The 21,153-nt window shown below is 66.4% G+C and carries 20 protein-coding genes; 11 read left to right on the forward strand and 9 right to left on the reverse strand.

Annotation, left to right across the window (positions count from 1 at the left end; all coding sequences use genetic code 11):
- The 4 genes from msuE to C167_RS0112595 all read right to left on the reverse strand — a co-directional run bounded on the left by msuE (position 1) and on the right by C167_RS0112595 (position 3,602).
- Positions 1–558 carry an FMN reductase gene (msuE, locus tag C167_RS0112580; RefSeq protein ID WP_017518636.1) on the reverse strand — a complete coding sequence of 186 codons (558 nt, stop codon included), beginning with the start codon at positions 556–558 and terminating at the stop codon, positions 1–3.
- 166 nt (positions 559–724) lie between these two features.
- Positions 725–1,840, reverse strand: a complete 1,116-nt coding sequence (locus C167_RS0112585; protein ID WP_037006133.1) for a saccharopine dehydrogenase family protein — start codon at positions 1,838–1,840, stop codon at positions 725–727.
- Positions 1,841–1,886: 46 nt separating this feature from the next.
- A complete protein-coding gene (locus tag C167_RS0112590) occupies positions 1,887–2,288 on the reverse strand; it encodes a GFA family protein (RefSeq protein ID WP_017518638.1) in 402 nt (133 codons plus the stop codon).
- Positions 2,289–2,474: 186 nt separating this feature from the next.
- The gene (locus C167_RS0112595; RefSeq protein ID WP_017518639.1) at positions 2,475–3,602 is read right to left on the reverse strand and encodes an ATP-NAD kinase family protein; all 1,128 of its coding nucleotides are present in this window, start codon (positions 3,600–3,602) and stop codon (positions 2,475–2,477) included.
- 248 nt (positions 3,603–3,850) lie between these two features.
- On the opposite strand from C167_RS0112595, the gene C167_RS34850 reads away from it, so the two are divergent.
- Positions 3,851–4,024 (forward strand): PA1571 family protein, encoded by a 174-nt coding sequence (locus tag C167_RS34850; protein ID WP_017518640.1) that lies wholly within the window; start codon positions 3,851–3,853, stop codon positions 4,022–4,024.
- A gap of 15 nt (positions 4,025–4,039) precedes the next feature.
- On the opposite strand, the gene pdxB is transcribed toward C167_RS34850, so the two are convergent.
- Positions 4,040–5,188 carry a 4-phosphoerythronate dehydrogenase PdxB gene (gene pdxB, locus C167_RS0112605; protein ID WP_017518641.1) on the reverse strand — a complete coding sequence of 383 codons (1,149 nt, stop codon included), beginning with the start codon at positions 5,186–5,188 and terminating at the stop codon, positions 4,040–4,042.
- A 405-nt stretch (positions 5,189–5,593) separates the two neighbouring features.
- On the opposite strand from pdxB, the gene C167_RS0112615 reads away from it, so the two are divergent.
- On the forward strand, positions 5,594–6,997 hold the full coding sequence (locus C167_RS0112615; RefSeq protein WP_017518643.1) for an MATE family efflux transporter: 1,404 nt from the start codon (positions 5,594–5,596) through the stop codon (positions 6,995–6,997).
- 57 nt (positions 6,998–7,054) lie between these two features.
- On the opposite strand, the gene rhtA is transcribed toward C167_RS0112615, so the two are convergent.
- A complete protein-coding gene (gene rhtA, locus C167_RS0112620) occupies positions 7,055–7,930 on the reverse strand; it encodes a threonine/homoserine exporter RhtA (RefSeq protein ID WP_026078991.1) in 876 nt (291 codons plus the stop codon).
- Positions 7,931–8,012: 82 nt separating this feature from the next.
- Between rhtA and C167_RS0112625 the strand changes: the two genes are divergently transcribed.
- On the forward strand, positions 8,013–8,585 hold the full coding sequence (locus C167_RS0112625) for a helix-turn-helix domain-containing protein (RefSeq protein ID WP_017518645.1): 573 nt from the start codon (positions 8,013–8,015) through the stop codon (positions 8,583–8,585).
- Between the two features lie 564 nt (positions 8,586–9,149).
- On the opposite strand, the gene phnX is transcribed toward C167_RS0112625, so the two are convergent.
- Together phnX and C167_RS0112635 are read right to left on the reverse strand one after the other, a co-directional pair.
- The gene (gene phnX, locus C167_RS0112630) at positions 9,150–9,977 is read right to left on the reverse strand and encodes a phosphonoacetaldehyde hydrolase (RefSeq protein ID WP_017518646.1); all 828 of its coding nucleotides are present in this window, start codon (positions 9,975–9,977) and stop codon (positions 9,150–9,152) included.
- A 32-nt stretch (positions 9,978–10,009) separates the two neighbouring features.
- A complete protein-coding gene (locus C167_RS0112635; RefSeq protein WP_017518647.1) occupies positions 10,010–11,125 on the reverse strand; it encodes a 2-aminoethylphosphonate--pyruvate transaminase in 1,116 nt (371 codons plus the stop codon).
- Between the two features lie 148 nt (positions 11,126–11,273).
- On the opposite strand from C167_RS0112635, the gene C167_RS0112640 reads away from it, so the two are divergent.
- Positions 11,274–12,134: a LysR substrate-binding domain-containing protein gene (locus tag C167_RS0112640; RefSeq protein ID WP_017518648.1), complete on the forward strand. Its 861-nt coding sequence runs from the start codon at positions 11,274–11,276 to the stop codon at positions 12,132–12,134.
- 224 nt (positions 12,135–12,358) lie between these two features.
- Here C167_RS0112640 and C167_RS0112645 read toward each other — a convergent pair whose 3' ends face one another.
- Positions 12,359–13,234 (reverse strand): LysR substrate-binding domain-containing protein, encoded by an 876-nt coding sequence (locus tag C167_RS0112645; protein ID WP_017518649.1) that lies wholly within the window; start codon positions 13,232–13,234, stop codon positions 12,359–12,361.
- Between the two features lie 332 nt (positions 13,235–13,566).
- Between C167_RS0112645 and C167_RS0112650 the strand changes: the two genes are divergently transcribed.
- The 7 genes from C167_RS0112650 to C167_RS0112680 all read left to right on the forward strand — a co-directional run bounded on the left by C167_RS0112650 (position 13,567) and on the right by C167_RS0112680 (position 20,984).
- Positions 13,567–14,925, forward strand: coding sequence for an MFS transporter (locus C167_RS0112650; RefSeq protein ID WP_017518650.1), 1,359 nt, complete (start codon positions 13,567–13,569; stop codon positions 14,923–14,925).
- A 169-nt stretch (positions 14,926–15,094) separates the two neighbouring features.
- Positions 15,095–15,616: an RNA polymerase sigma factor gene (locus tag C167_RS0112655; RefSeq protein ID WP_017518651.1), complete on the forward strand. Its 522-nt coding sequence runs from the start codon at positions 15,095–15,097 to the stop codon at positions 15,614–15,616.
- Positions 15,617–15,690: 74 nt separating this feature from the next.
- Positions 15,691–16,647: a FecR family protein gene (locus C167_RS0112660; RefSeq protein ID WP_017518652.1), complete on the forward strand. Its 957-nt coding sequence runs from the start codon at positions 15,691–15,693 to the stop codon at positions 16,645–16,647.
- Between the two features lie 121 nt (positions 16,648–16,768).
- A complete protein-coding gene (locus C167_RS0112665; RefSeq protein WP_017518653.1) occupies positions 16,769–19,372 on the forward strand; it encodes a TonB-dependent receptor in 2,604 nt (867 codons plus the stop codon).
- 156 nt (positions 19,373–19,528) lie between these two features.
- On the forward strand, positions 19,529–20,128 hold the full coding sequence (locus tag C167_RS0112670) for a biliverdin-producing heme oxygenase (RefSeq protein WP_017518654.1): 600 nt from the start codon (positions 19,529–19,531) through the stop codon (positions 20,126–20,128).
- Between the two features lie 4 nt (positions 20,129–20,132).
- Complete coding sequence (locus C167_RS0112675; protein ID WP_051167966.1) at positions 20,133–20,558, forward strand: YbaN family protein; 426 nt, start codon at positions 20,133–20,135, stop codon at positions 20,556–20,558.
- Between the two features lie 57 nt (positions 20,559–20,615).
- Positions 20,616–20,984, forward strand: a complete 369-nt coding sequence (locus C167_RS0112680; RefSeq protein ID WP_017518656.1) for a YajD family HNH nuclease — start codon at positions 20,616–20,618, stop codon at positions 20,982–20,984.
- The last annotated feature ends 169 nt before the right edge of the window (positions 20,985–21,153 follow it).

Raw genomic sequence — 21,153 nt, forward strand, 5'->3', positions numbered from 1 at the left:
TCAGGCAGTCTTGCGCAGTTGCGGGCGGGCGAACAGCGGCGCGGCGCGCTCGGCGGCCAGCTGGATGCGCGCGCGCAGGGTGTCGCTGATGATCTGGTAGTTGGCGAAGTCCCCTTCGCTGGCGTACACGCCGATGGGTAGCGTGATCGACTGGAAGAAGCTGAACAGCGGGCGCAGCTGGTGGTCGAGGACAAGGGCGTGACGCTCGCTGCCGCCGGTGGCGGCGAGCAGCACCGGGGTGTCGATCAGGGCGTTCATGTCCACCAGGTCGAACAGGTGCTTGAGCAGGCCCGGATAGGAGCCACGGTAGACCGGAGAGGCGACTACCAGCAGATCGGCGGTCTCGATCTCGCGTAGCGTGGCTTCCAGCTCGGCGGAGAGCTCCTGGCGGGACAATGCGGCACCCAGCGGGCGGGCGATGTCGGCCAGTTCGATGAGCCGGGTGTCTACCGGCAAGCGTTCGCCGAGGGCGTCCAGCACGGCCTGGGTGAGCACCAGGGTGCGCGAGGGACGATAGGTGCCGCCGGAGACGGCGACCACTTTGATGGGGCTGGTCATGGGTTTTCCCTGTTGACTGTTGCGCTAGGTACAGAAGCCTTGAGCAAGGGCCGTACCAACAGGGAAATGTATGATTTTCGGGCACTTCAGCCCGTTCTGGCGGATGTTCCGTGTCACCCAGGCAACAGCGCTGCTGATCGACTGTTGCCTGGGAAACACTTCGCCATCAGTGCACGACCAACTCGCGCAAGCCGTGGGAGATATCCAACCCTTCGAGCTCGGCCACGTATTCGTCCGTGGTGAGCAGGCCGACACAGGGCGTCGCTCCGCGCTGACGCAGTTGCCCGGCGGCGAGCTTGCGCGCCAGCGCCACCGCCGCCATGCAGGGAATGTTCGGGCCGTGGTCTTGCTGCGCCAGCATCTCCCAGCACAATCCCAGCGGCTTGCCGTCGCCATCGACGCCCTGCAGGTGGACGAACATGCCGCTGAGCCCGTCGCCCAAGGGCTCCATCGCCACGGCCAGGCGGTGCAGGCCGGCGCCCAGGCGTGCCGCATTCTTCACCAGGCCGGCGCGCACCAGCCAGGAAAGGCCCCAGGTGCCGAACTGGGTGAGGCTCAGGCCAAGGCCCGCGGAGAAGCGCACGTCCTGCACGCCGGGATAACGCTGTGGGAAGAGGTCGAGGTCCGGCACGTCGCAGTGGGCCAGCCAGCGCGCGCCCAGCGGCGCGGGAAAACAATGGCGATTGAGCCCCTGCCAACCGTGGACGTCCTGCCAGCGGCCCTGGCGCCATTGCCGCAGCGGCTTGCCGCAGTAGCCCAGCACCGCGGATACCGTGGCCTGCCCGGGAATCTTGGCCGACGAGCTGATGCCATGGTGGATGCTGTCCAGGCGCTGGAAACGTGGCAGCAGGTCGTCGATCACCGAGGCGGCCAGGGCGGGCACCGAACTGGCGCCACTGCACACCAGCACCCCGGCGCTGCGCGCGGCACGGTCGAGTTCGTGGATGCCGCAGACGAACTGGCGGGCATCGGCCAGGTCGACGTAATGCGCGCGGGCGCCGATGGCGGCGCGGGCGACGCGGTAGTCCTGGCCCTGGAACGGTCCGGCAGTGGAAATCACCAGGTCGACCTTCAGTTCGTTGAGGCGACCGGCCAGCGTCGGCTGGTTCATGTCCAGGCACACCGCCTCGCCGCCTACCTGCACCGCCAGTTCAGTGGCGCGGCGCTGGTCGCGCCCCCCCACCAGCACGCGGATGCCTCCGATGCCGCTCAGGCGGCGCACGATCAGGCTGCCGAAGTTGCCGTAACCGCCCAACACCAGCACGCGAAATGTCCGTTCCATTCCCACTGAACCTGTTACTCCCTGACTGCTGGCGGCGCCAGCTCCTTCAACCCGGCTTTGCACCGCCGTGGCGGGGCAGATTGTCCTCCAGCGGCCACCAACTGGCGCGGGAGTCGACGTAGTAATGTGCTTCGAGCTTTGTCCGCACCGGCTCGTCGAGGGTTCCCGCACGCACCCGCAAAGTTTTCGGCAGCGCATCGCGGGCGCTGTAGATTGGCGAGCCACAGAGGCGGCAGAACACCCGTAGTTTTTCCGGCGTCGCACGATACCCGGCCAGTTCCGACTCGCCGCTGAGCAGGCGGAACGCCGCGCGGTCCACCGGGAGGTTGGTGGCGAATGGCCCGCCCTGCGCCTTGCGGCACTGGCTGCAATGGCAGACCTGGATGGGTGCCAGCTCGCCGCTGATTTCGTAGCGCACCGCACCGCACAGACAACCGCCCCTATGCATGACTCGCTCTCCCGCCCATATTCACGAAGCGAGGAAGTCTAGATCAGCCTCGCCGGCATGCACCACCGTGCGCAGGAGCCACTGTCTTTTCCCTGGGGAAATCCGTTCCACACTCTCCCTCCCCCAGCCCTGTCCCAACGGCAGAGTGAGCCGAGCGTGCCAGCCCCGTAGGGCACAACCCTCTCGTCAGGCTTCACTTTCCCACCCCAGCGGATAGAGCAGTTCTTCCTTGTAGCCGGCCCACACCCGCACCGCGGCGGGGAGGCTCGCGTCCAGCTCGGCGTCACCGCTGTCCACCAGCAGCGGCCGGCCTTCGAGGGTGGCAAGCTTGCGCTTGGTGGCGATCACCCGCAGCCGCTCGATACCGACGGCGCGCAGCACCCGCGGGCTGATCTGCTGGTTGCCGCGCCCCAGGATGTGCCCCTGCCCACCGATGGCCGTCACCAGCACAAAGGCCGGGTGGCCGTCCACCAGTTCGAACAGCTGCGCCTCGGTCACATCGCGGGCGATTACCTGACCGTTCTCGATCACGTCGACGCCCAGCAGCGTGGTCTCCAGGTGCAGGTCGGTGGCCAGCCCGTGCAGCGTCGAGCCGGGACCGAAGACGTAGCGCACGTCGTCCTCCCAGCTGTCCTCCAGCCAGGCGGCGAGGTCGGCCAGCACCAGCTCCTCGGTCTCCATGCCGGCCTGCTTCACGTGCTGCATGAAGTGGCCTTCCTCGGGCACCGTCAGCTCGGCATACCAGCGCGCGGCGACGCGCCCCTCGCGCAGCGCGGCCTCGTCGAGGTCGCGCACTTCGCCCTGGGTCAGGCGCACCAGCCCGCCATCCACGAGGCGCCGCGCCAGTTCCCCGGCGGCGCGCGGGCTGATGGCGTAGACCCCGGAATGGATCTTCACCCCGGCGGGAATGCCCAGCACCGGCTGGCCTTCGCGGGCGACCTCGGCCACGTCGCGTGCGGTGCCGTCGCCGCCGGCGAAGAGGATCAGCGCCACACCGGCCTCCTGCAGCGCCTGCACGGCGTGACGGGTATCAGCCGCGCTGCTCTGCGCCTGCTCCAGGGCCCCCACCAGGCGATGGGCAAAGCCCATGTCCGCCAGCAGGTCGGCGCCCATCGGGCCGGGGAAGGTGAGGAACTGCAGGCGCTCGCGCACCGGCAGCAGGTGCTCCAGGGCTACACGCGTGCGCTCTGCCGCCCTTCGTTCGGCGCCTCGCGCCAGAGCCAGCTCGACGACGCCGTCACTGCCCTTGAGCGCGGTCGGGCCGCCGATACCGGCCAGCGGATTGATGATCAGCCCTATGCGAATCCTGTCCATACTCAACCTCGAGGGAAACTTCTTCGAACTACCGGCGCAAGGCCGGGTCGGACCAGGGAAACGGCAACTCCACGAACTATAACGACAAGCAGGTGACCGGGGACCTCGTGATTGGCACGCAATCTGCGAGGCAACCCGTCGTCTGTCTTCGGTGACGATTCTCCGGCGCTGCCCTGGGCAGCCTCTGTCACCGGGCTTTCATCTGATCTGCCTAGACTGCAATGCACCTGATGTAGAGGAGATTGGCCATGAGCCTGCAAACCCAACGTGAAACCACTCCCCGTCCCACCCCGCGTCATCCGCAGCAGCCGGTTGGCGGTTCGATCATTGATGCCCAGGGCCGCGAAGTGCCCATCACCGAAGACATGATCCAGCGCGCCTGCCAGGAGCTGGACAAGACCTGCGAGCCACCGCGCCGCTGACCAGGCGCGTCTGCCCTATTCCCCGACCCGGTTGGCGCCCAGCGCGGTCAGCAGGCTTTCCAGGCGCGGCGAATCGCCCTGGATGTCCACCCACAACCCGGTGATCTCCCGGCGCGGCGGGTAGTGCTTGCGCAGCGCGTCGAAGGCCGCCCGCCGAGTCTGGGTGTCCCCCTGCAGGCTGCGGCGGAAATTGGCGTCATCGCTGCGCGGGTCGTACACCGCGCGGCAGAGCATCGCCAGCGCCCAGTCCGGGTCGCATTCTTCCTTCAGGCTCAGTTCGGCCAGCCATTGCGCGGGCAACAGGTCGTCGAGGACGACGGCCGGCTCGCAGCGCTGCCAGGCGCAGAATGCCTCGTAGATCTGCGCGGTGCCGCGCAGCTTGCCGTCCAGGCTGTAGCCGGCGATGTGCGGAGTGGCGATGCGGCAGTGTTGGGCCAGCTGCACGTTCACTTCCGGCTCGCCCTCCCAGACGTCCAGCGCCACGTCGATATCGGCGCCGGACTCCAGGTGAATGCGCAGCGCCGTATTGTCGATCACCCCACCCCGGCTGGCGTTGATCAGCCAGGTGCCGGGGCGCAGCGTCGTTAGGCGAGCGGCGTCGATCAGGTGGCGCGTCGGGTTTTCCCCGTCGCGGGTCAGCGGCGTGTGCAGGCTGATCACGTCGCACTCGCGCAGCACCTCCTCCAGACTGTGGAAGTCGCCACCTTCGGCGGCGGCGCGCGGCGGGTCGCAGACACGCACATCCCAGCCCAGCCCGCGCAGCACATCCACCAGGCGCCCCCCCACCTGCCCCGCGCCGATCACGCCATAGCGGCGTTCGGCAAGCCTGGCGCCATGCACTTCGGCCAGGGCCAGCAGGCTGCCCAGCACCCAGTCCACCACGCCGCGGGCATTGCAGCCCGGCGCGCTGGACCAGGCGATGCCGGCCTCGGCGAAGTAATCGAGGTCCAGGTGATCAGTGCCGATGGTGCAGGTGCCGACGAACTTCACCTGGCTACCCTCGAGCAGCTCGCGGCTGACATCGGTCACCGAGCGAACCAGCAGGACTTCGGCGTCGCCCAGGGCGGCACGATCGATGCCGCGCCCGGGCAGGCGACGGATGTCGCCATGGGCCCCGAAGAAGGCTTCGACCAGGGGAATATTTTCATCGGCAAGGATACGCATGGGCTGACTCCAGAAATCGGCACCGGGTACTTTACCAGTGAGACGGGCGACGGAGGCACTCGCACCCATCTATAGGTACGGCCTGTGGGTGCGATCGCGAGCGCGGCCTGAACCTGCAATTGAGCTGCTGCGCTTCGGGCAACCATCACCCTAGCGCTCTCCCAGAGGGAGAGGGGACGAACGGCGCAGGATGAAGCCATGGCGTCAGTCGGCACTATCTTCCCCCTCTCCCTCCGGGAAAGGATTGGGGTGGGGGCATGCACCGGCACGGCCCCGCAGAAGAACTTTCGGCTGTACCGACAACGGTAAGCGCGAAGCACGAAGGGTCAATGCCACGCTTTGCTGACCACCCGGACAACCCGTAAACTGGCCGGCTTCCTGTCCATTTCTCTGCCAAGGAAAGCCGTGACCAGCCTCACCCAGCCCGTCTCCCGCGGACGGCGCACCGCCACCGAACTCAAGGAACTGCTGACCCTCGCAGCGCCCATCATGATCGCCCAGCTGGCGACCACCGCCATGGGCTTCGTCGACGCGGTGATGGCTGGCAGCGTGGGGCCGCGCGACCTGGCCGCGGTGGCGCTGGGCAATTCGATCTGGATTCCGGTCTTCCTGCTGATGACCGGCACCCTGCTCGCCACCACCGCCAAGGTGGCCCAGCGCTACGGCGCGGGCGACCAGGCCGGCACCGGCCCGCTGGTGCGCCAGGCGCTGTGGCTGGCACTGCTGGTCGGCCCGCTGGCAGGGGCGACGCTGTGGTTGCTGTCCGAACCGGTCCTGCGGGCGATGAAGGTCGAGCAAGCGCTGATCGAGCCGAGCTGCTTCTACCTGCGCGGCATCGCCTGCGGCCTGCCGGCGGTGGCGCTGTACCACGTGCTGCGCTGCTTCAGCGACGGCCTGGGGCGCACCCGGCCGAGCATGGTGCTGGGCATCTGCGGGCTGATGCTGAACATCCCGATCAACTACGTACTGATCTACGGCCATCTTGGCTTCCCGGCCCTGGGCGGCCCCGGCTGCGGCTGGGCCACCGGCTCGGTGATGTGGTTCATGCTGCTGGGCATGCTGGTGTGGGTGAACGGGGCCAAGGTATACAAGCCGAGCCAACTGTTCAGCCATTGGGAACTGCCGCGGCCCAAGGTAATCGGCAGCCTGGTGGCGGTCGGCCTGCCGATCGGCATCGCGGTGTTCGCCGAGTCCAGCATCTTCTCGGTGATCGCCCTGCTGATCGGCGAACTCGGCGAAAAGGTCGTGGCGGGCCACCAGGTGGCACTGAACTTCAGTGCGCTGGTGTTCATGATTCCCTACTCGCTGGCCATGGCCGTGACCGTACGCGTGGGGCAGTCCCTGGGCGCCGGCGCACCGCGCGATGCACGCTTCGCTGCGGGTGTGGGCATGGGAGCGGCGCTGGCGTACGCCTGCGTTTCCGCCAGCGGTATGCTGCTGATGCGTGAGCACATCGCGGGGCTCTACACCCAGGACCCTGAGGTCCTGGCGCTGGCCGCCACTCTGCTGGTGTTCTCGGCGCTGTTCCAGTTCTCCGACGCCGTGCAGGTCACCGCCGCCGGTGCACTGCGCGGCTACCAGGACACCCGCGCGACCATGATCATGACCCTGTTCGCCTACTGGGGCATCGGCCTGCCGGTGGGCTACAGCCTGGGCCTCGCCCACTGGCTGCAGGAACCCACCGGCCCGCGCGGCCTGTGGGAGGGCCTGATCGTCGGCCTGACCTGCGCGGCGGTGATGCTGTGCATCCGCCTGTCACGCAGCGCCAGGCGGCAGATCGTGCTCAACGAGCGGCGAACTGCCGGTTGAACACCCATCACGCGAAAAGCCGCCCGAAGGCGGCCTTTTCATCTGCTATCGCGACACTCAGTCAGCCACCAGCGCAGGTCTCGGCCGGCTGCTCAGCGTCGTGCCCACCGAGGCGACGATGATGGCGCCGATGGCGATCCACTGGTGCGAGGTCAGTTGTTCGCCCAGGAAGAACAACCCGGATAACGCCCCGAACGCCGGCTCGATGCTCATCAGCGTGCCAAACGTACGCGCAGGGAGGCGGGTCAGCGCAATCATCTCCAGGGTATAGGGCAAAGCGCTGGAGAGGACCGCCACCCCCAGGAGCGCGGGGAACAGGCTGAGATCCAGCAGCGCCGTGCCGCTGTGGGCGAAGCCGATGGGCGCCATGCAGACGGCGGCGATGGTGATGCCCAGCGCCGCGCCCTGCGCGCCCAGGTCACTGCCGGCGCGCTGGCCGAAGATGATGTACAGCCCCCAGCACACGCCCGCCCCCAGCGCCAGCGCGGCACCCTTGGGATCGATACCGGCACCGAAGTCGGCAATCGGCAGCAACAGCCCCAGGCCCACCACGGCCAGGGCGATCCAGAGGAAGTCCAGCGGCTTGCGCGAGTAGAACAGCGCCACCGCCAGCGGCCCGGTGAACTCCAGCGCTACGGCGACGCCCAGCGGAATGCTCTGCAGCGCCATATAGAACATCAGGTTCATCAGGCCCAGGTTGAGGCCGTAGATGAACAGCGGCTTGAGCGGTTTGCCGCGCAACGAAGTGCGCCACGGACGCAGGATCGCCAACAGGATGATCGCGGCGAAGATAAGTCGCATGGAGGTGACCCCCTCCGCGCCGAGGACCGGGAACAGGCTTTTGGCCACGGAGGCGCCGGTCTGGATCGAAGCCATCGAGACGATCAGGATGGCGATGGGGAAGACAGTAGAAAGAAGGCGGGAGCGAGGCATGATGCGGACCTGATCAGGCGTTGCAACGATGGGGAAATCTTGATTGACTGTTATGCGCAACATAATGCGCAAAAAGGCCAGAATGAGCAATATACTGCCCACATCTTCCGACCGCCCCAGCGTGCTGGTGCACGTTGCCGATAACGTGAAGACCCACCGCCGCGACGCCGGCCTCAGCCAGGATGCCCTGGCGAAGGCCTCGGGCGTCAGCCGGCGGATGCTGGTTGGCATCGAAGGCGGCGACACCAACGTCAGCCTCGCCACCCTTGACCGTATCGCCGCGGCCTTGAAAGTCACCTTTGCCGACCTGGTGCGGCCGCCATCCACCGGCGGCCTGACCCGCGTCGACGCCGTCGCCTGGGGCGGCAAGCAGCCCGACAGCCGGGGCACCCTCCTCGCCAGCACCCCTGCTTCGCGCCAGGCCGAACTCTGGCACTGGACCCTGGCCCCCGGCGACACCTACAACGCAGAACCGGATGCCGAGGGATGGTACGACATGGCCTATGTCATCGAAGGACGGCTGACCATCGTATTGGCCGAAGAGACGGTGCAAGTCGAGGCCGGGGGATTCCATGTGTTCAAGAGCAACCAGCCGTTTTCCTATCAGAACCATGGGGATGTGTTGCTGCGGTTTGTGCGGAACGTGGTGAATTGAATTTCGCTGACAGGCCGCCCCCGCAGAACGGCGAGCCAATCGCGAACGAAGCCCGCTCCTGGGTCAGGGGAAGCAGCGGCGTTGATCTGCAGGAGTGCGCGTGCTCGCGAACGATCTGGAAGAATGCTGAACCACCCTCTCTCCAACCCTCTCCCCCGCCCTCTCCCTGAAGGGAGAGGGAGCTATTCGTGCTCGCTTTAGCTTTGGCTTTGGCTTTGAAGACTTCCAGAGCAATGTCCGCGCGCCGAATGCCCCGTTCAGGAGGCCTCGTTGAAGCGCAGTTTCAGGGGTTGAGCGACAGGGATGTCGCGACAGCGGCGATGGGCCAGGGATGGCCCTTCGCCGCGTGCCCCTGAAACTCCGCTTCAACGAGGGAATTTTTCGCCCAAGCGAAAAACCGGATGTCCGAGGCAAGACCTTTGGTTACTTTGGGGCGTTTGCCAAAGTAACTCGCCCGAGGGGGCGAAACCGAAGACATCAGCCCGCTCCAAAGCGACGCAGAAACACCCGACCCCAACACAAGAAAGGCCCGCACTAAGCGGGCCTTTTCATTCATATCGAGCGTCAGCTGCTTTGCGGCATCTCCCCCCGCGCCAGGCGCGCATTGATATCGGCGATCACAGCCGGCAGATCGACAATGGTGTCGATCAGGTAATGCGGCCGCGAGCCCTCGAACATCTGCCCGATGCGGCGGCGCTCCTGCTCCAGCTTGTCCGCCGGCAGCGCCTTGTACTGCTCGTAGGTCAGGCCCAGCGCGTTGCCCGAGCAGGTCAGCGCCACGGTCCACATGCCGGCGCTGCGGCCCTCAAGTATGCCCGGCCAGGTGTCGTCGACCTTCACGCAGGCCGCTACGTCGTTGATGCCCAGGGCAATCACGTTGGCCAGCGCCTGCGCCGGGTGCGGGCGGCCGTTGGGCACTTCATCGGTGGCGACCACGTGGTCAGCGACGTAGCCGTTGGTCTTCGCCAGGGCGACGACCTTTTCCATCACCACAGCCGGATAACCGGAGCAGGAACCGACCTTCAGCCCGCCTTGGCGCACGGCAGCGATGGCGTCCAGCGCGCCGGGAATCAGCGCCGAATGCTCGGCGATCTTCTCGATCTGCAGCGGCATGAAGCGCTCGTAGATGGCGGTGACGTCATCGTCGCTCGGCACGCGGCCGAACCTGGCCTTGTAGCGCTCGGCGATGGCCGGGATATCGCACAGGGTGCGGATGTGGTCCCACTTGCCCATGCCCATCGGGCCACGGGCTTCTTCCAGGCTGACCTGCACGCCGAACTCGGCGAAGGCTTCGACGAAGATCTGGGTCGGCGCGAAGGAGCCGAAGTCGACCACGGTGCCGGCCCAGTCGAGGATGACGGCTTGCAGTTGCTGGGGTTGCTGGTAATTCATGGCGTTCAATCCTGTGAGAATTCGGGCGGGCGTCAGATTTCGAAGACTTCCATTTCCTTCAGCGTCTCGGCGATGGCCGCTACGGCGGCGCGCATGCCGCTGGCGTCGACCTGGCCGATGCAACCGACGCGGAAGGTTTCCACCTGGGTCAGCTTGCCCGGGTAGAGGATGAAGCCCTTCTCGCGCACCCGGTTGTAGAACTCGGAAAAGCTGTAACGGGCGTCGCGCGGGGCATGGAAGGTGACGATGATCGGCGCCTGGATCTCGGCCGGCAGGAAGCTGCGGAACCCGAGCTCGGCCATCTCCGCCAGCAGAGTCTGGCAATTGTTTGCGTAACGCTGATGACGGGCGGCGAGACCGCCCTCCTCCTCGTACTGGCTCAGCGCTTCGTGCAGCGCGGCCACCACGTGGGTTGGCGGGGTGAAGCGCCACTGGCCGGTCTTGGCCATGTAGGCGTGCTGGTCCTGCAGGTCCATGGACAGCGAGTGGCAGTTGCCGGCACTGGCATTCAGGGCGGTGCTGCGGGCGAAGACGAAGCCCATGCCCGGCACACCTTCCAGGCATTTGCCGGACGCGGCGATCAGCGCATCGAAGGGAATCTGCCGGGCGTCGATGTCCAGCGCGCCGAAGGAGCTCATGGCATCGATGATCAGCCGCTTGCCGTGGGACTCGATGACCTTGGCGATGTCCTGCAACGGGTTGAGGATGCCGGTGCTGGTCTCGCAGTGGATCAGTGCGACGTGGGTGACGCTGGGGTCCGCGCTGAGCAGACGGTCGACGTCGGCGGCAGTGGTCGGCACGTCTTCTTCGGTTTCGAAGGTGCTGAACTCGCGGCCGATCACCTGGCAGATCTTCGCCAGGCGCTTGCCGTAGGCGCCGTTGATCAGCACCAGCACCTTGCCGTCGCGCGGCACCAGGGTCCCAACGGCGGCCTCCACGGAGAAGGTGCCGCTGCCCTGCAGGGGCACGCAGGTGTGGGTCGCCTCGCCGTGGATGATCGCCAGCAGGCGCTTGCAGACATCTGCCGTCAGGTCGTTGAAGTCGCGGTCCCACGATCCCCAGTCGACCATCATGGCGCGGCGGGTGCGGGGGGACGTGGTCAGCGGACCGGGAGTCAGCAGGATGGGGGCTCGCTCGGCAGTGCTCATGCTCGATTCCTCTGTGTTGGGAACGTCGTCAGGGCTGAATTCGGTTGGGCCGGGCGGGTTCGCGGCGGCCTGGGCATAACTTGCCGGCCGGGTAGATATCGTTCAAATTGTTTATCACGATGCACCACATAAGCCGGACATATACCTCATGAATCTCTTCCAGCTCCGCGCCTTCGACGCCGTCGCCCGCGAACGCAGCTTCACCCGCGCCGCCGAGCGCCTGTTCATCAGCCAGCCGGCAGTGACAGGGCACGTCAAGGCGCTGGAGGAGCACTACCAGGTCAATCTGTTCCGCCGCACCGCGCGGGGTGTTGAGCTGACAGAAGATGGCGTACGGCTGTCGGCGATCAGTCGCACGCTGTTCGCCCTGGAAGAGGAAGCCGAGGCCATGCTCGACGCCAGCCGCGAACTGGTGACCGGACGCATCGAGGTCGCTGCCGACGGGCCGCACCTGGTGATGCCGATGCTCGCCCGGCTGCGCGCAAGCTACCCCGGCATCACCGTCAACCTGCGCCTGGGCAACGCGCAGGAAACTCTCGCGGCGCTGATGGACGAACATGTCGATATCGCCGTACTGACGGAAATCGAACCGCGTCCCGGGCTGTTCCTGCGTGAACTGGTGGAATCGCGCATCTGCGCCCTGGTCCCTGCCAGTCATGCCTGGAGCGAGCGCGACGGCGAGCTGCCGCTGGGTGAGCTGGACCAGCAGATCATGGTGCTGCGCGAGCCCGACTCCATCACCCGGCGCACCTTCGATGCGGCCTGCTCGGCGGCGTCGGTGGAGCCACGCGTGCTGCTGGAGCTTGACAGCCGCGAGGCGGTGACCGAGGCGGTGGCGGCGGAACTGGGGATCGGCATCGTGTCGTCGCTGGAGATCAGCCCGGACCCGCGCGTGAAGGCGATCCCGCTGGGTGGGGACGGCCTGCTCAACCGCCATGCCATCGGCTGTCTGGAACGGCGCCGGGGACTGCGGGTGGTGAGCGCGTTTCTGGAGTTGGCGGAGGGTTGAACCTGGTAAGCCAACACCTCTTCCGGCTAACGCCAGCGCAGCCGCGCCTGCCGAACGGTCCCCTCTCCCGCTTGCGGGGGAGGGTTAGGGAGGGGGAAAGGAGTCAAGCACTCTAGAGGAGCTGCGGGGAAGCATCGGCCCCTCTCCTCAGCCCTCTCCCTGAAGGGAGAGGGGGTATCCGTGCAGCTTGATGCCGCGAATAGGTCGTTGAGCATACCTTCCCCTCAGACAGGCAAATCTTCCTTCACCAGATCAAGAAAGGTCGCCACGATCCGCCGGGTGCTCTGCTCGCGCAGGCACACCAGGGTCTCGCTCATCCGCCACTGGCAATCGAGGATCGGCAGCGCATGCACGCGGGCATCCGCGCCCAGTTCGGCGGCGGACACCACGCCGACGCCAATCCCCACCGCCACCGCTTCCAGCGAGGCCTCGCGACCTTCCACTTCGATCGCCGGGCGGATGCGCAGGCCGGCGCGGGCCATTTCCACTTCCAGCATCTGCCGGGTCACCGAGCCCTGCTCGCGCACGACCAGCGGCGTGTCGTCGAGGTCAGCCAGTTCGATGGACTCGCGCCCGGCCCAGGGATGGCTGCGGCCCACGAAAGCGACTATGGGGTCACTGCGCAGGGTGAAGGTCAGCAAGCGCTCGTCCTGCACCTCGCGCCCCAGCAGCGCCAGGTCCGCCTGGTAATCGAACAGCCGCTGCAGCGACTCATCGGTGTTGCCCGTCTCCAGCTTCACCCGGATGCCCGGATGGCGCTGGCAGAAGCGCGCGATCTGCGGCAGCACATGCACCGGCGCATCCACCGCCAGGGTCAGGCTGCCGGTCTGCAGCGCGCTGGACTCCTGCAGCAGCTCCTGCGCTTCGGCCTCGATCACGAACAAGCGCTGGGTCACCGCCAACAGGCGCTCACCCAGTTCGGTCAGACGCACCGAACGCTTGTTGCGGTGGAACAGCAGCACGCCGTAGCGCTCTTCCAGCTTGCGCACCTGGTCGGAAATCGCCGGCTGGGTGAGGAACAGTCGTTCGGCAGCGCGGGTAAAGCTGCCGTGCACGGCAACGGCATGGAAGGCCTTGAGCTGAGCGTGGGAAACGGACATGGGCGGGTCTCTGCAGGGAGGTTCTGACCGTCTTTCCAGCGGCAGACGGAAAGCGACTACGAGGTCATTCGCGCAGAACACTAGCGTCATGGCGCACTGTCATACAAGCTCGGCTTATTTTTGAAATCTGATAAATCGATTTCAGTTATTTATTCGAAATTGTTTCCATCCCTCCACCGCCGCCGAACCTGATGGGTTCAGCAAGCGGTACAGAACAGCTGCAGCGCTTCTGACCCGCACCGCGAAGACGGTGCGACGTGCTTCGAAAACAAAAATAAAAAAGGCGTTACCCACTGACTGCCGGCACAGCACAACAACAAAGAGGTCAGATCATGCTCAACCCTCACGGCACCGCTTCGCCGCGCGCTTCCCTGGCGCGCTGGAAATGGCAGATCTTCGCCATCACCTGGCTGGCCTATGCAGCCTTCTATTTCACCCGTAAAGCCTTCTCGGTGGCCAAGCTCGGCATCGCCGAAGACCCCAGCTTCCATCTCGACAAGATCGCGATGGCCAACCTCGACGCCATCTACCTCACCGCCTACGCGGTGGGCCAGTTCACCTGGGGCGTTTTCGCCGACCGCTATGGCCCGCGCGTCGTGGTGTTCGGCGGCCTGCTGATCTCCGCCTCCGCCGCGCTGGTGATGGGCAGCTTCGCCACGCTGCCGGTCTTCGCCACCTGCATGGTGGTGCAAGGGCTGGCGCAATCCACCGGCTGGTCAGGACTTTGCAAGAACATCGGCAGTTTCTTCGCCACCCATGAGCGCGGGCGCGTGCTCGGGCTGTGGAGCACCTGCTATGCCTTCGGCGGGCTGGTCGCCTCGCCTTTCGCAGGCTGGTGGGCCTATGAAGTATTCGGCACCTGGCACGCGGCCTTCTACTCCACCGCCGCCGTGGTCGGAGCAGTGGCCATCCTGTTCCTCCTGCTGCAACGCAATCGCCCGCAGGATGTCGGCCTGCCGCCGGTGGAAGCCGACGTGCAGCAGCCCGAGGCGGTGAACTACGCCGGCTTCAAGCACGAGGGCGAGAACGGCAAATCCCTGCGCATCCTTGGCAAGGTGCTGCGCAATCGCACCGTGCTGACCCTGGGCCTGGCCTATTTCCTGCTCAAGCCGGCGCGCTACGCAATCCTGCTGTGGGGCCCGGTGATCGTCTACGAGCGCATGCCGGGGCTGGGCAAGGTGGGCGCGGCGATCCTGCCGTCGGCCTTCGAGGTCGCCGGGCTGCTCGGACCGATCCTGATCGGCTACGCCTCCGACCGCATATTCGGCGCACGGCGCATGCCAGCCTGCGTGATAAGCCTGCTCGCCCTCACCGCTTGCCTCGCCCTGTTCGTCCCCGCCATGCAGACCGGCAGCAGTCTGGTCGTGCTGGCCCTGCTGTTCATGATGGGCCTGACCCTGTACGGGCCGGACTCGATGATCAGCGGCGCAGCCGCGGTGGACTTCGGCACCGGCGAAGCGGCCGGCACTGCGGCGGGCTTCGTCAACGGCTGCGGCTCCATCGGCGCGATTCTCGGCGGCCTGCTGCCCGGCTACTTCGACACCTACACCGTGTTTATCGGCTTCACCGTCACCGCGCTGATCGCCGCCGGCATCCTGATCCCGCACTGGAACAGCCGTCCGGAAGCGGCCGTCCCGGTGCGGCCCGCCAGCGACAACTCCCGTCTGAACGCACGCCCGGTGCGTTCCTGAGTCCCGCTTCCCCCTCACCGGCCGGCTGAGGGATGGGCGAGGCGCCCCGCGCGCCTCGCCCTTTTTTCGTTGGGCCGCACACCTCCGGAACCGGGCGCGGGCTTGTGCCATCCGCCACAGCTCAATAGTATTAATTATCATTTGATAATTATTCCTGCTGGACGCCCTTGTGAGCACTTCCAACCTCGACGCGGTCTTCCTGGCCCAGCGCCTGCCCTTGCTGCGCACGCTCGTACGGATGGTGAAGAACCCGAGCATCGCCGAAGACCTGGTGCAGGAAACCTACCTGCGCGTCGCCCGCACCCTGCTCGAACGCCGCATCGATCACCTGGAACCCTTCCTTTTCCAGACTGGCCGTAACCTTGCCCTGGACCACCTGCGCCACCGGCGCATGCAGTCGCGGACCCTGCTCGAGGACGTGCCTTTCGACGTGTTGCAGGCCGTGCCAGCGCCCGGTTCCAGCGCCGAGGATCAATTGCACGCGCAGAAGCTGCTGGAACGACTGGGCGCCACACTCGAGCAACTCAGCGGGCGCCAGCAGCGCATCTTCATCCTCAGCCGCCTGCACGGCTGCGGCTACGCGGAGATCGCCGAGCAGCTCGACATCTCGCCCAGCACGGTGCAGAAGGAGCTCAAACTGATCATGGCGATCTGCGTCGGACTGGTCAGCCGCCTCGAGGAAACGGTATGACGGACTACCGTTCGCCGCTCGATTCGACAACAATGCGCGGCTCACCACCCCGGCACTGCCCCGAGGATCGCTCCTTGCCCGACTTCCCACAGCCAGACGAGCAGGCGGTGGCCGAAGCCCTCGACTGGCTTGTCCTCCAGGACGACATGGACACCGCCAGCCGCGCGCGCTTCGATGCCTGGCTCGCCGCCAGCGAAGACAACGCGCGCGCATACCAGCGCGTGCGCGATGCGTGGCAGTCGCCGTTGCTGCCGGTCGTCGCCGCGCGCCTGGAGCGCAGGCTGGTGCAGGAAAAGTCGCGACCGGTCCATCGCCCGCGCCGTTTCTGGAAACCCCTCGTCACGGCAGCCGCAGTGATGCTCGCCATCGGCGTCGTGGTCCAGGGCGATCTGCTGACACGCCTGCGCGCGGACCACCTCACCGCGGTCGGCGAACGCCAGAAAGTCCAGCTGGCCGACGGCTCCAATGTGCTGCTCAACACCGATACCGCGCTCTCCAGCAAGGTCGATGACCAGCAGCGCATCGCCCGCCTTTACCGCGGCGAAGCCTTCTTCGACATCGCCCATGACCGCAGTCGCCCCTTCGAGGTGGAAGCCGGGCCGGTGCAGGTCACCGTGCGTGGCACCGCATTCGCCGTGCGCTACCTGGGCAACGAGGCGGAAGTCAGCGTGCAGCGCGGCGAAGTGGACCTGCGCACACGCCAGGACGACGCCCGCGTCAGCCTCGGCGCTGGCGACAGTATCCGCGTCGGCCCGCAGGGCTTCGGCGAACGCCAGCACGGCACCGAGGCCCAATCCCAGCTGGCCTGGGTGAAGGGCCGCATGGTGTTCGAGAACTGCCCGCTCAGCCAGGTGCTGGCCGAGCTGCGCCGTTATTACCCCGGCTGGATCGTCACTACCAACGAGCGCCTGGAGAACCTCAGCGTCACTGGCAACTGGCGCCTGGACGACCCGCTGGGCGTGGCCCGCTCGCTGGCGCAGATCACCTCCGCCGAGCTGCACGAATACCCGAAACTGCTGATCCTCAACTGATAGCCCGCACCCGATAAAAGTATTTTTACGCGATCCGAAAGGCTCGTTCGTTTAGTCAGAAGCCAATGCAATAGATTCGCATTTACGAATGCGAACAAAGACTGACTAAGAGAGCCCTTCGATGACCATTGCTTCTTCGCGTGCCCCTCTGCGCCGGCTTTCCGCCCCGGCCAGCATCTCGCTGCTCGCCCTGTCCATCGGACTCGCCAGCCTGCCGGCCACTTCCGCCCTGGCAGCCGAAGCCAGCCAGACGCAGGCCGGCTACAGCTTCGACATCGCCCGTCAGCCGCTGCCCCAGGCACTGAACCAGTTCAGCGCGGTGACCGGCTGGCAGGTGGGCGTTGCCGGCGACCTGGCCGATGGCGTGGTATCCCCGGGCGTCAGCGGCCGCCTGCCGGCGGAGCGCGCGCTGAAGTCTCTGCTCGGCGGCACCGGCCTCACCGTACGCCAGCTCGGCCCGCGCAACGTGGTGCTGGAGCGAAACCTGTCCTCCATCGCCGAGATGCAGCCGCTCACCGTCACCGCCACCCGCCAGGCGCAGAGCGTCACCTCGGTGCCCTCCACGGTGAATGTCGTCGGCCGTGAGGAGCTGGACCGCAAGAACGTCAACAGCATCAAGGAGCTGGTGCGCGACATGCCCGGCGTCTCCGTCGGCGGCACCGGCAACCGCGCCGGCATCACCGGCTACAACATCCGTGGCATCGACGGCGACCGCGTGCTGACGCAGGTCGATGGCGTCGAAATCCCCAACAGCTTCTTCAACGGCCCCTATGCGCAGACCGAGCGCAACTACGTCGACCCGGAGATCGTCAAGCGTGTGGAAATCCTCCGTGGCCCGGCCTCGGCCCTGTACGGCAGCAACGCCATCGGTGGCGCGGTGAGCTACTTCACCCTCGACCCGGACGACATCATCAAGGAAGGCAAGGACATCGGCGCGCGCCTGAAGACCGGCTACAGCTCCGCCGATGACAGCTGGCTGACCTCCGCCACCGTCGCCGGCCGCCTCGACACCTTCGACGGCCTGCTGCACCTGAGCCAACGCAACGGCCACGAGACCGAGTCCTACGGCAGCACCGGCGGCACCGGCCTGTCGCGCACCGAAGCCAACCCGGAAGACGTGCGCACCACCAACGTGCTGGCGAAGCTCGGCTGGAACTACGCCGAAGGCAGCCGCTTCGGCCTGGTCTACGAGAAGTACAAGGACGACGTCGACACCGACCAGAAGAGCGCCTACGGCGGCCCGTACTTCAACGGTGCGCCGACCATCCCGCACTCCGTTCTGCCCGGCGGTATGTACCAGTGGCGCACCGGCAACGACACCATCACCCGCGAGCGCTACGGCCTGGAACACCAGATGCTGCTGGACAGCGCGGTGGCCGATCACCTGAAGTGGACCTTCAACTACCAGATCGCCAAGACCGACCAGAGCACCGACGAGTTCTACTACCCCATCACCCGCCAGGTGCTGCGTACCCGCGAGACCCAGTACAAGGAGCGCCAGTGGGTGCTGGACCTGCAGATGGACAAGGCCTTCGCCCTGGGCGACACCGACCACCTGTTGACCTACGGCACCACCCTCAAGCGCCAGAAGGTCACCGGCTACCGCGAAGGCGATGCCACCTGCCTGGCTGTCAGCCGTACCTGCACCACCATCGGCGGCCCGAGTTCGGTCGCTTCCGACCGACTGGCCCGCAGCAGCGATTTCCCCGATCCGACCATCGACACCTATGCCCTCTTCGCCCAGGACGAAATCCGCTGGAACGACTGGACCTTCCTGCCCGGCCTGCGTTACGACCACACCCGCCTGAAACCGCACATCACCGAGGAGTTCCTGCGCACGGTCGACCAGAGCGGCGAAGGCGACGTCAGCAGCGAGAGCAAGAGCTGGCACCAGCTCTCGCCCAAGCTAGGCGTAACCTACGCGTTCAACGACAACTACCTGTGGTACGGCCAGTACGCCCAGGGCTTCCGTACCCCGACCGCCAAGGCGCTGTACGGCCGCTTCGACAACCCCACCAGCGGCTACCGCGTGGAGCCCAACCCGGACCTGGACCCGGAACGCAGCCAGAGCTACGAGACCGGCCTGCGCGGCAACTTCGAGGAAGGCTCGTTCGACGTGGCGGTCTTCTACAACAAGTACCGCGACTTCATCAACGAAGACGCCATTACCCCCGGCTACGACGAACCGACCTTCACCAGCAACAACATCAAGCACGCGATCATCAAGGGCGTGGAAATGAAGGGCCGTCTGGAACTGGGCGCGTTCGGCGCACCGCAGGGCCTCTACACCAAGGGATCGGTGGCCTACGCCTACGGCCGCAACAAGGACACCAGCGAGCCGATCAACAGCGTCAACCCGCTCACCGGGGTGTTCGGCCTGGGCTACGACGAACAGGCTGGCCGCTACGGCGCCCTGCTCGACTGGACCCTGGTCAAGCGCAAGGATCGCGTGGATGACAGCCAGTTCAACGCCCCGGACGGCACCAGCAGCCAGTTCAAGACCCCGGGCTTCGGCATCCTCGACCTGACCGGCTACTACAAGCTGACCGACGAACTGACCCTCAACGCCGGCCTGTACAACCTCACCGACAAGAAGTACTGGCTGTGGGATGACGTGCGCGGCTACGACGGCGTCGGCGAAGCCTCGGTACTGGCCCCGGCCAACCTCGACCGCCTGACCCAGCCGGGCCGCAACTTCGCGATCAATCTGGTGTGGGACATCTGATGCACCAGCGCCCAGGTTGAGCGTGGGGCGGATAACGCTGACGCGTTATGCGCCCTACAAAAGCTGCCCCACACAGTGAACAAACCGACAATCTTTACGCTTTCCCAACGCTGATTCGTCTCGTCTACAAAGCCGTGTAATTTCAAGGAATTGGACATGACCACCGTGGAACTTCCCGCCCTGCGCTCGCAGCGCCTGAACGCGCTGACCCATGCTCCCCACGAGCGGCTCGACCGCGCCGTCAAAGCCCGCGAGCCCTTCTCCAGCCGCGAGCGTTTCGCCCGCTTCGTGGTCGCCCAGTACCTGTTCCAGTCCGAGCTGCAGGCCCTGTACCAGGATGCTGAGCTGGGCAAGGTCTTCCCCGACCTGCCACAACGCTGCCGCGCCGAACAGGCCCGCCTGGACCTGGCCGACCTCGATACCGAAGTCCCCGGCCCGGTCGTCGGCGCCATCAGCAACCCGACCCGGGCCCACGCCCTGGGCTGGTTGTTCGTCTCCGAAGGCTCCAAGCTCGGCGCGGCCTTCCTGATCAAGCGCGTCGCCGCGCTGGGCCTGGACGAGAACACCGGCGCGCGCCACCTGGGCGAGCCCGAAGGCGGCCGTGCCGAAGGCTGGAAGCGCTTCACCCGCACCCTCGATGGCCTGGAGCTGAGCGAGGCCGAAGAGCGCGAAGCTGAAGCCGGTGCCGTGGCCGCCTTCGAGCGCTTCTCCCAACTGCTGCAACACAGCTACGACAGTGCTCCCGCCACCGTCTGACGCCCTGGAGCGCGCGCCGGCTGATGCGGCGCGCGCCAATGCCTTCGGTCCGGCCCGCTCACGGCTGGCTCGACTGGCATTTGCGTTGCTGGCGTACACCAGCCTCGGCGTGGGCATGCTGGGATTGGTGGTGCCAGGCTTGCCGACCACCGAGTTCGTCCTGCTTGCCGCCTGGGCCGCGTCGAAGAGTTCGCCGCGGCTGTCCGCCTGGCTGGAGAACCACCGGCTGTTCGGCCCGATCCTGCACAACTGGCGCAACGGCCGCGCCGTCGCCCGCCGCGCCAAGATCAGCGCCAGCCTGGCGATGCTCGCGGCGCTTGCGCTCATGCTGATCACCCTGCCCCACGGTCTCTGGCTGTACGCGGTGATCCTCGGCATGGCGGTTGGCAATCTGTGGATCTGGTCGCGCCCCGACACGCCCAGGGCGTAGTCAGGGCGCCAGGCCGGATTTATGCTGGAGGTCCGATCCGTACAGCCGCCACGAGCCATGAACCAGCCCACCAGCAAAGTCGACGCCGTCCTCGCCGAAGCCCAGCGCCGCCGCGAAAGCAGCTACCGCGAAAAAGCCCTGAAGATGTACCCCTGGATCTGCGGTCGCTGCGGCCGTGAATTCAGCGGCGTGCGCCTGCGCGAACTGACCGTGCATCACCGCGACCACAACCACGACAACAACCCCGAGGATGGCTCCAATTGGGAGCTGCTGTGCCTCTATTGCCACGACAACGAGCACCAGCGGCAGGTGGACCTGCACTACCAGAACAGCAACGACGCCGGCGCCAAGGGGCCGAAGGTCACCCACAAGGGGCTGGCCGGGCTGGCGGACCTGCTGAAGAAGAAGGACGACGGCGAGTCCTGAGAAAACCGCCCAGCCCCGTAGGAGCGGATCTTATCCGCGAAGAGCTTCGCTTACTGCCGGAACATCCGGCGTGCCAGGTCAGGATTCGCGGACAAGGTCCGCTCCTACAGTCGAGGCTCGGCACCCTCCTGTAGGAGCGAACTTGCTCGCGAACCCAGCACCGTCGGGA

The organism is Pseudomonas nitroreducens TX1 (genome assembly GCF_000313755.1).
Taxonomy (GTDB): Bacteria; Pseudomonadota; Gammaproteobacteria; order Pseudomonadales; family Pseudomonadaceae; genus Pseudomonas; species Pseudomonas nitroreducens_A.

What these genes read in the sequence shown, in the direction of transcription:
- C167_RS0112595 (WP_017518639.1), bottom strand. Translation starts at nt 3,602, where the DNA reads ATGGACAGGATTCGCATAGGGCTGATCATCAATCCGCTGGCCGGTATC.
- rhtA (WP_026078991.1), bottom strand. Translation starts at nt 7,930, where the DNA reads ATGCCTCGCTCCCGCCTTCTTTCTACTGTCTTCCCCATCGCCATCCTG.
- phnX (WP_017518646.1), bottom strand. Translation starts at nt 9,977, where the DNA reads ATGAATTACCAGCAACCCCAGCAACTGCAAGCCGTCATCCTCGACTGG.
- C167_RS0112585 (WP_037006133.1), bottom strand. Translation starts at nt 1,840, where the DNA reads ATGGAACGGACATTTCGCGTGCTGGTGTTGGGCGGTTACGGCAACTTC.
- C167_RS34850 (WP_017518640.1), top strand. Translation starts at nt 3,851, where the DNA reads ATGAGCCTGCAAACCCAACGTGAAACCACTCCCCGTCCCACCCCGCGT.
- C167_RS0112645 (WP_017518649.1), bottom strand. Translation starts at nt 13,234, where the DNA reads ATGTCCGTTTCCCACGCTCAGCTCAAGGCCTTCCATGCCGTTGCCGTG.
- C167_RS0112590 (WP_017518638.1), bottom strand. Translation starts at nt 2,288, where the DNA reads ATGCATAGGGGCGGTTGTCTGTGCGGTGCGGTGCGCTACGAAATCAGC.
- C167_RS0112640 (WP_017518648.1), top strand. Translation starts at nt 11,274, where the DNA reads ATGAATCTCTTCCAGCTCCGCGCCTTCGACGCCGTCGCCCGCGAACGC.
- C167_RS0112680 (WP_017518656.1), top strand. Translation starts at nt 20,616, where the DNA reads ATGAACCAGCCCACCAGCAAAGTCGACGCCGTCCTCGCCGAAGCCCAG.
- C167_RS0112650 (WP_017518650.1), top strand. Translation starts at nt 13,567, where the DNA reads ATGCTCAACCCTCACGGCACCGCTTCGCCGCGCGCTTCCCTGGCGCGC.
- C167_RS0112665 (WP_017518653.1), top strand. Translation starts at nt 16,769, where the DNA reads ATGACCATTGCTTCTTCGCGTGCCCCTCTGCGCCGGCTTTCCGCCCCG.
- C167_RS0112635 (WP_017518647.1), bottom strand. Translation starts at nt 11,125, where the DNA reads ATGAGCACTGCCGAGCGAGCCCCCATCCTGCTGACTCCCGGTCCGCTG.
- pdxB (WP_017518641.1), bottom strand. Translation starts at nt 5,188, where the DNA reads ATGCGTATCCTTGCCGATGAAAATATTCCCCTGGTCGAAGCCTTCTTC.
- C167_RS0112625 (WP_017518645.1), top strand. Translation starts at nt 8,013, where the DNA reads ATGAGCAATATACTGCCCACATCTTCCGACCGCCCCAGCGTGCTGGTG.
- msuE (WP_017518636.1), bottom strand. Translation starts at nt 558, where the DNA reads ATGACCAGCCCCATCAAAGTGGTCGCCGTCTCCGGCGGCACCTATCGT.
- C167_RS0112670 (WP_017518654.1), top strand. Translation starts at nt 19,529, where the DNA reads ATGACCACCGTGGAACTTCCCGCCCTGCGCTCGCAGCGCCTGAACGCG.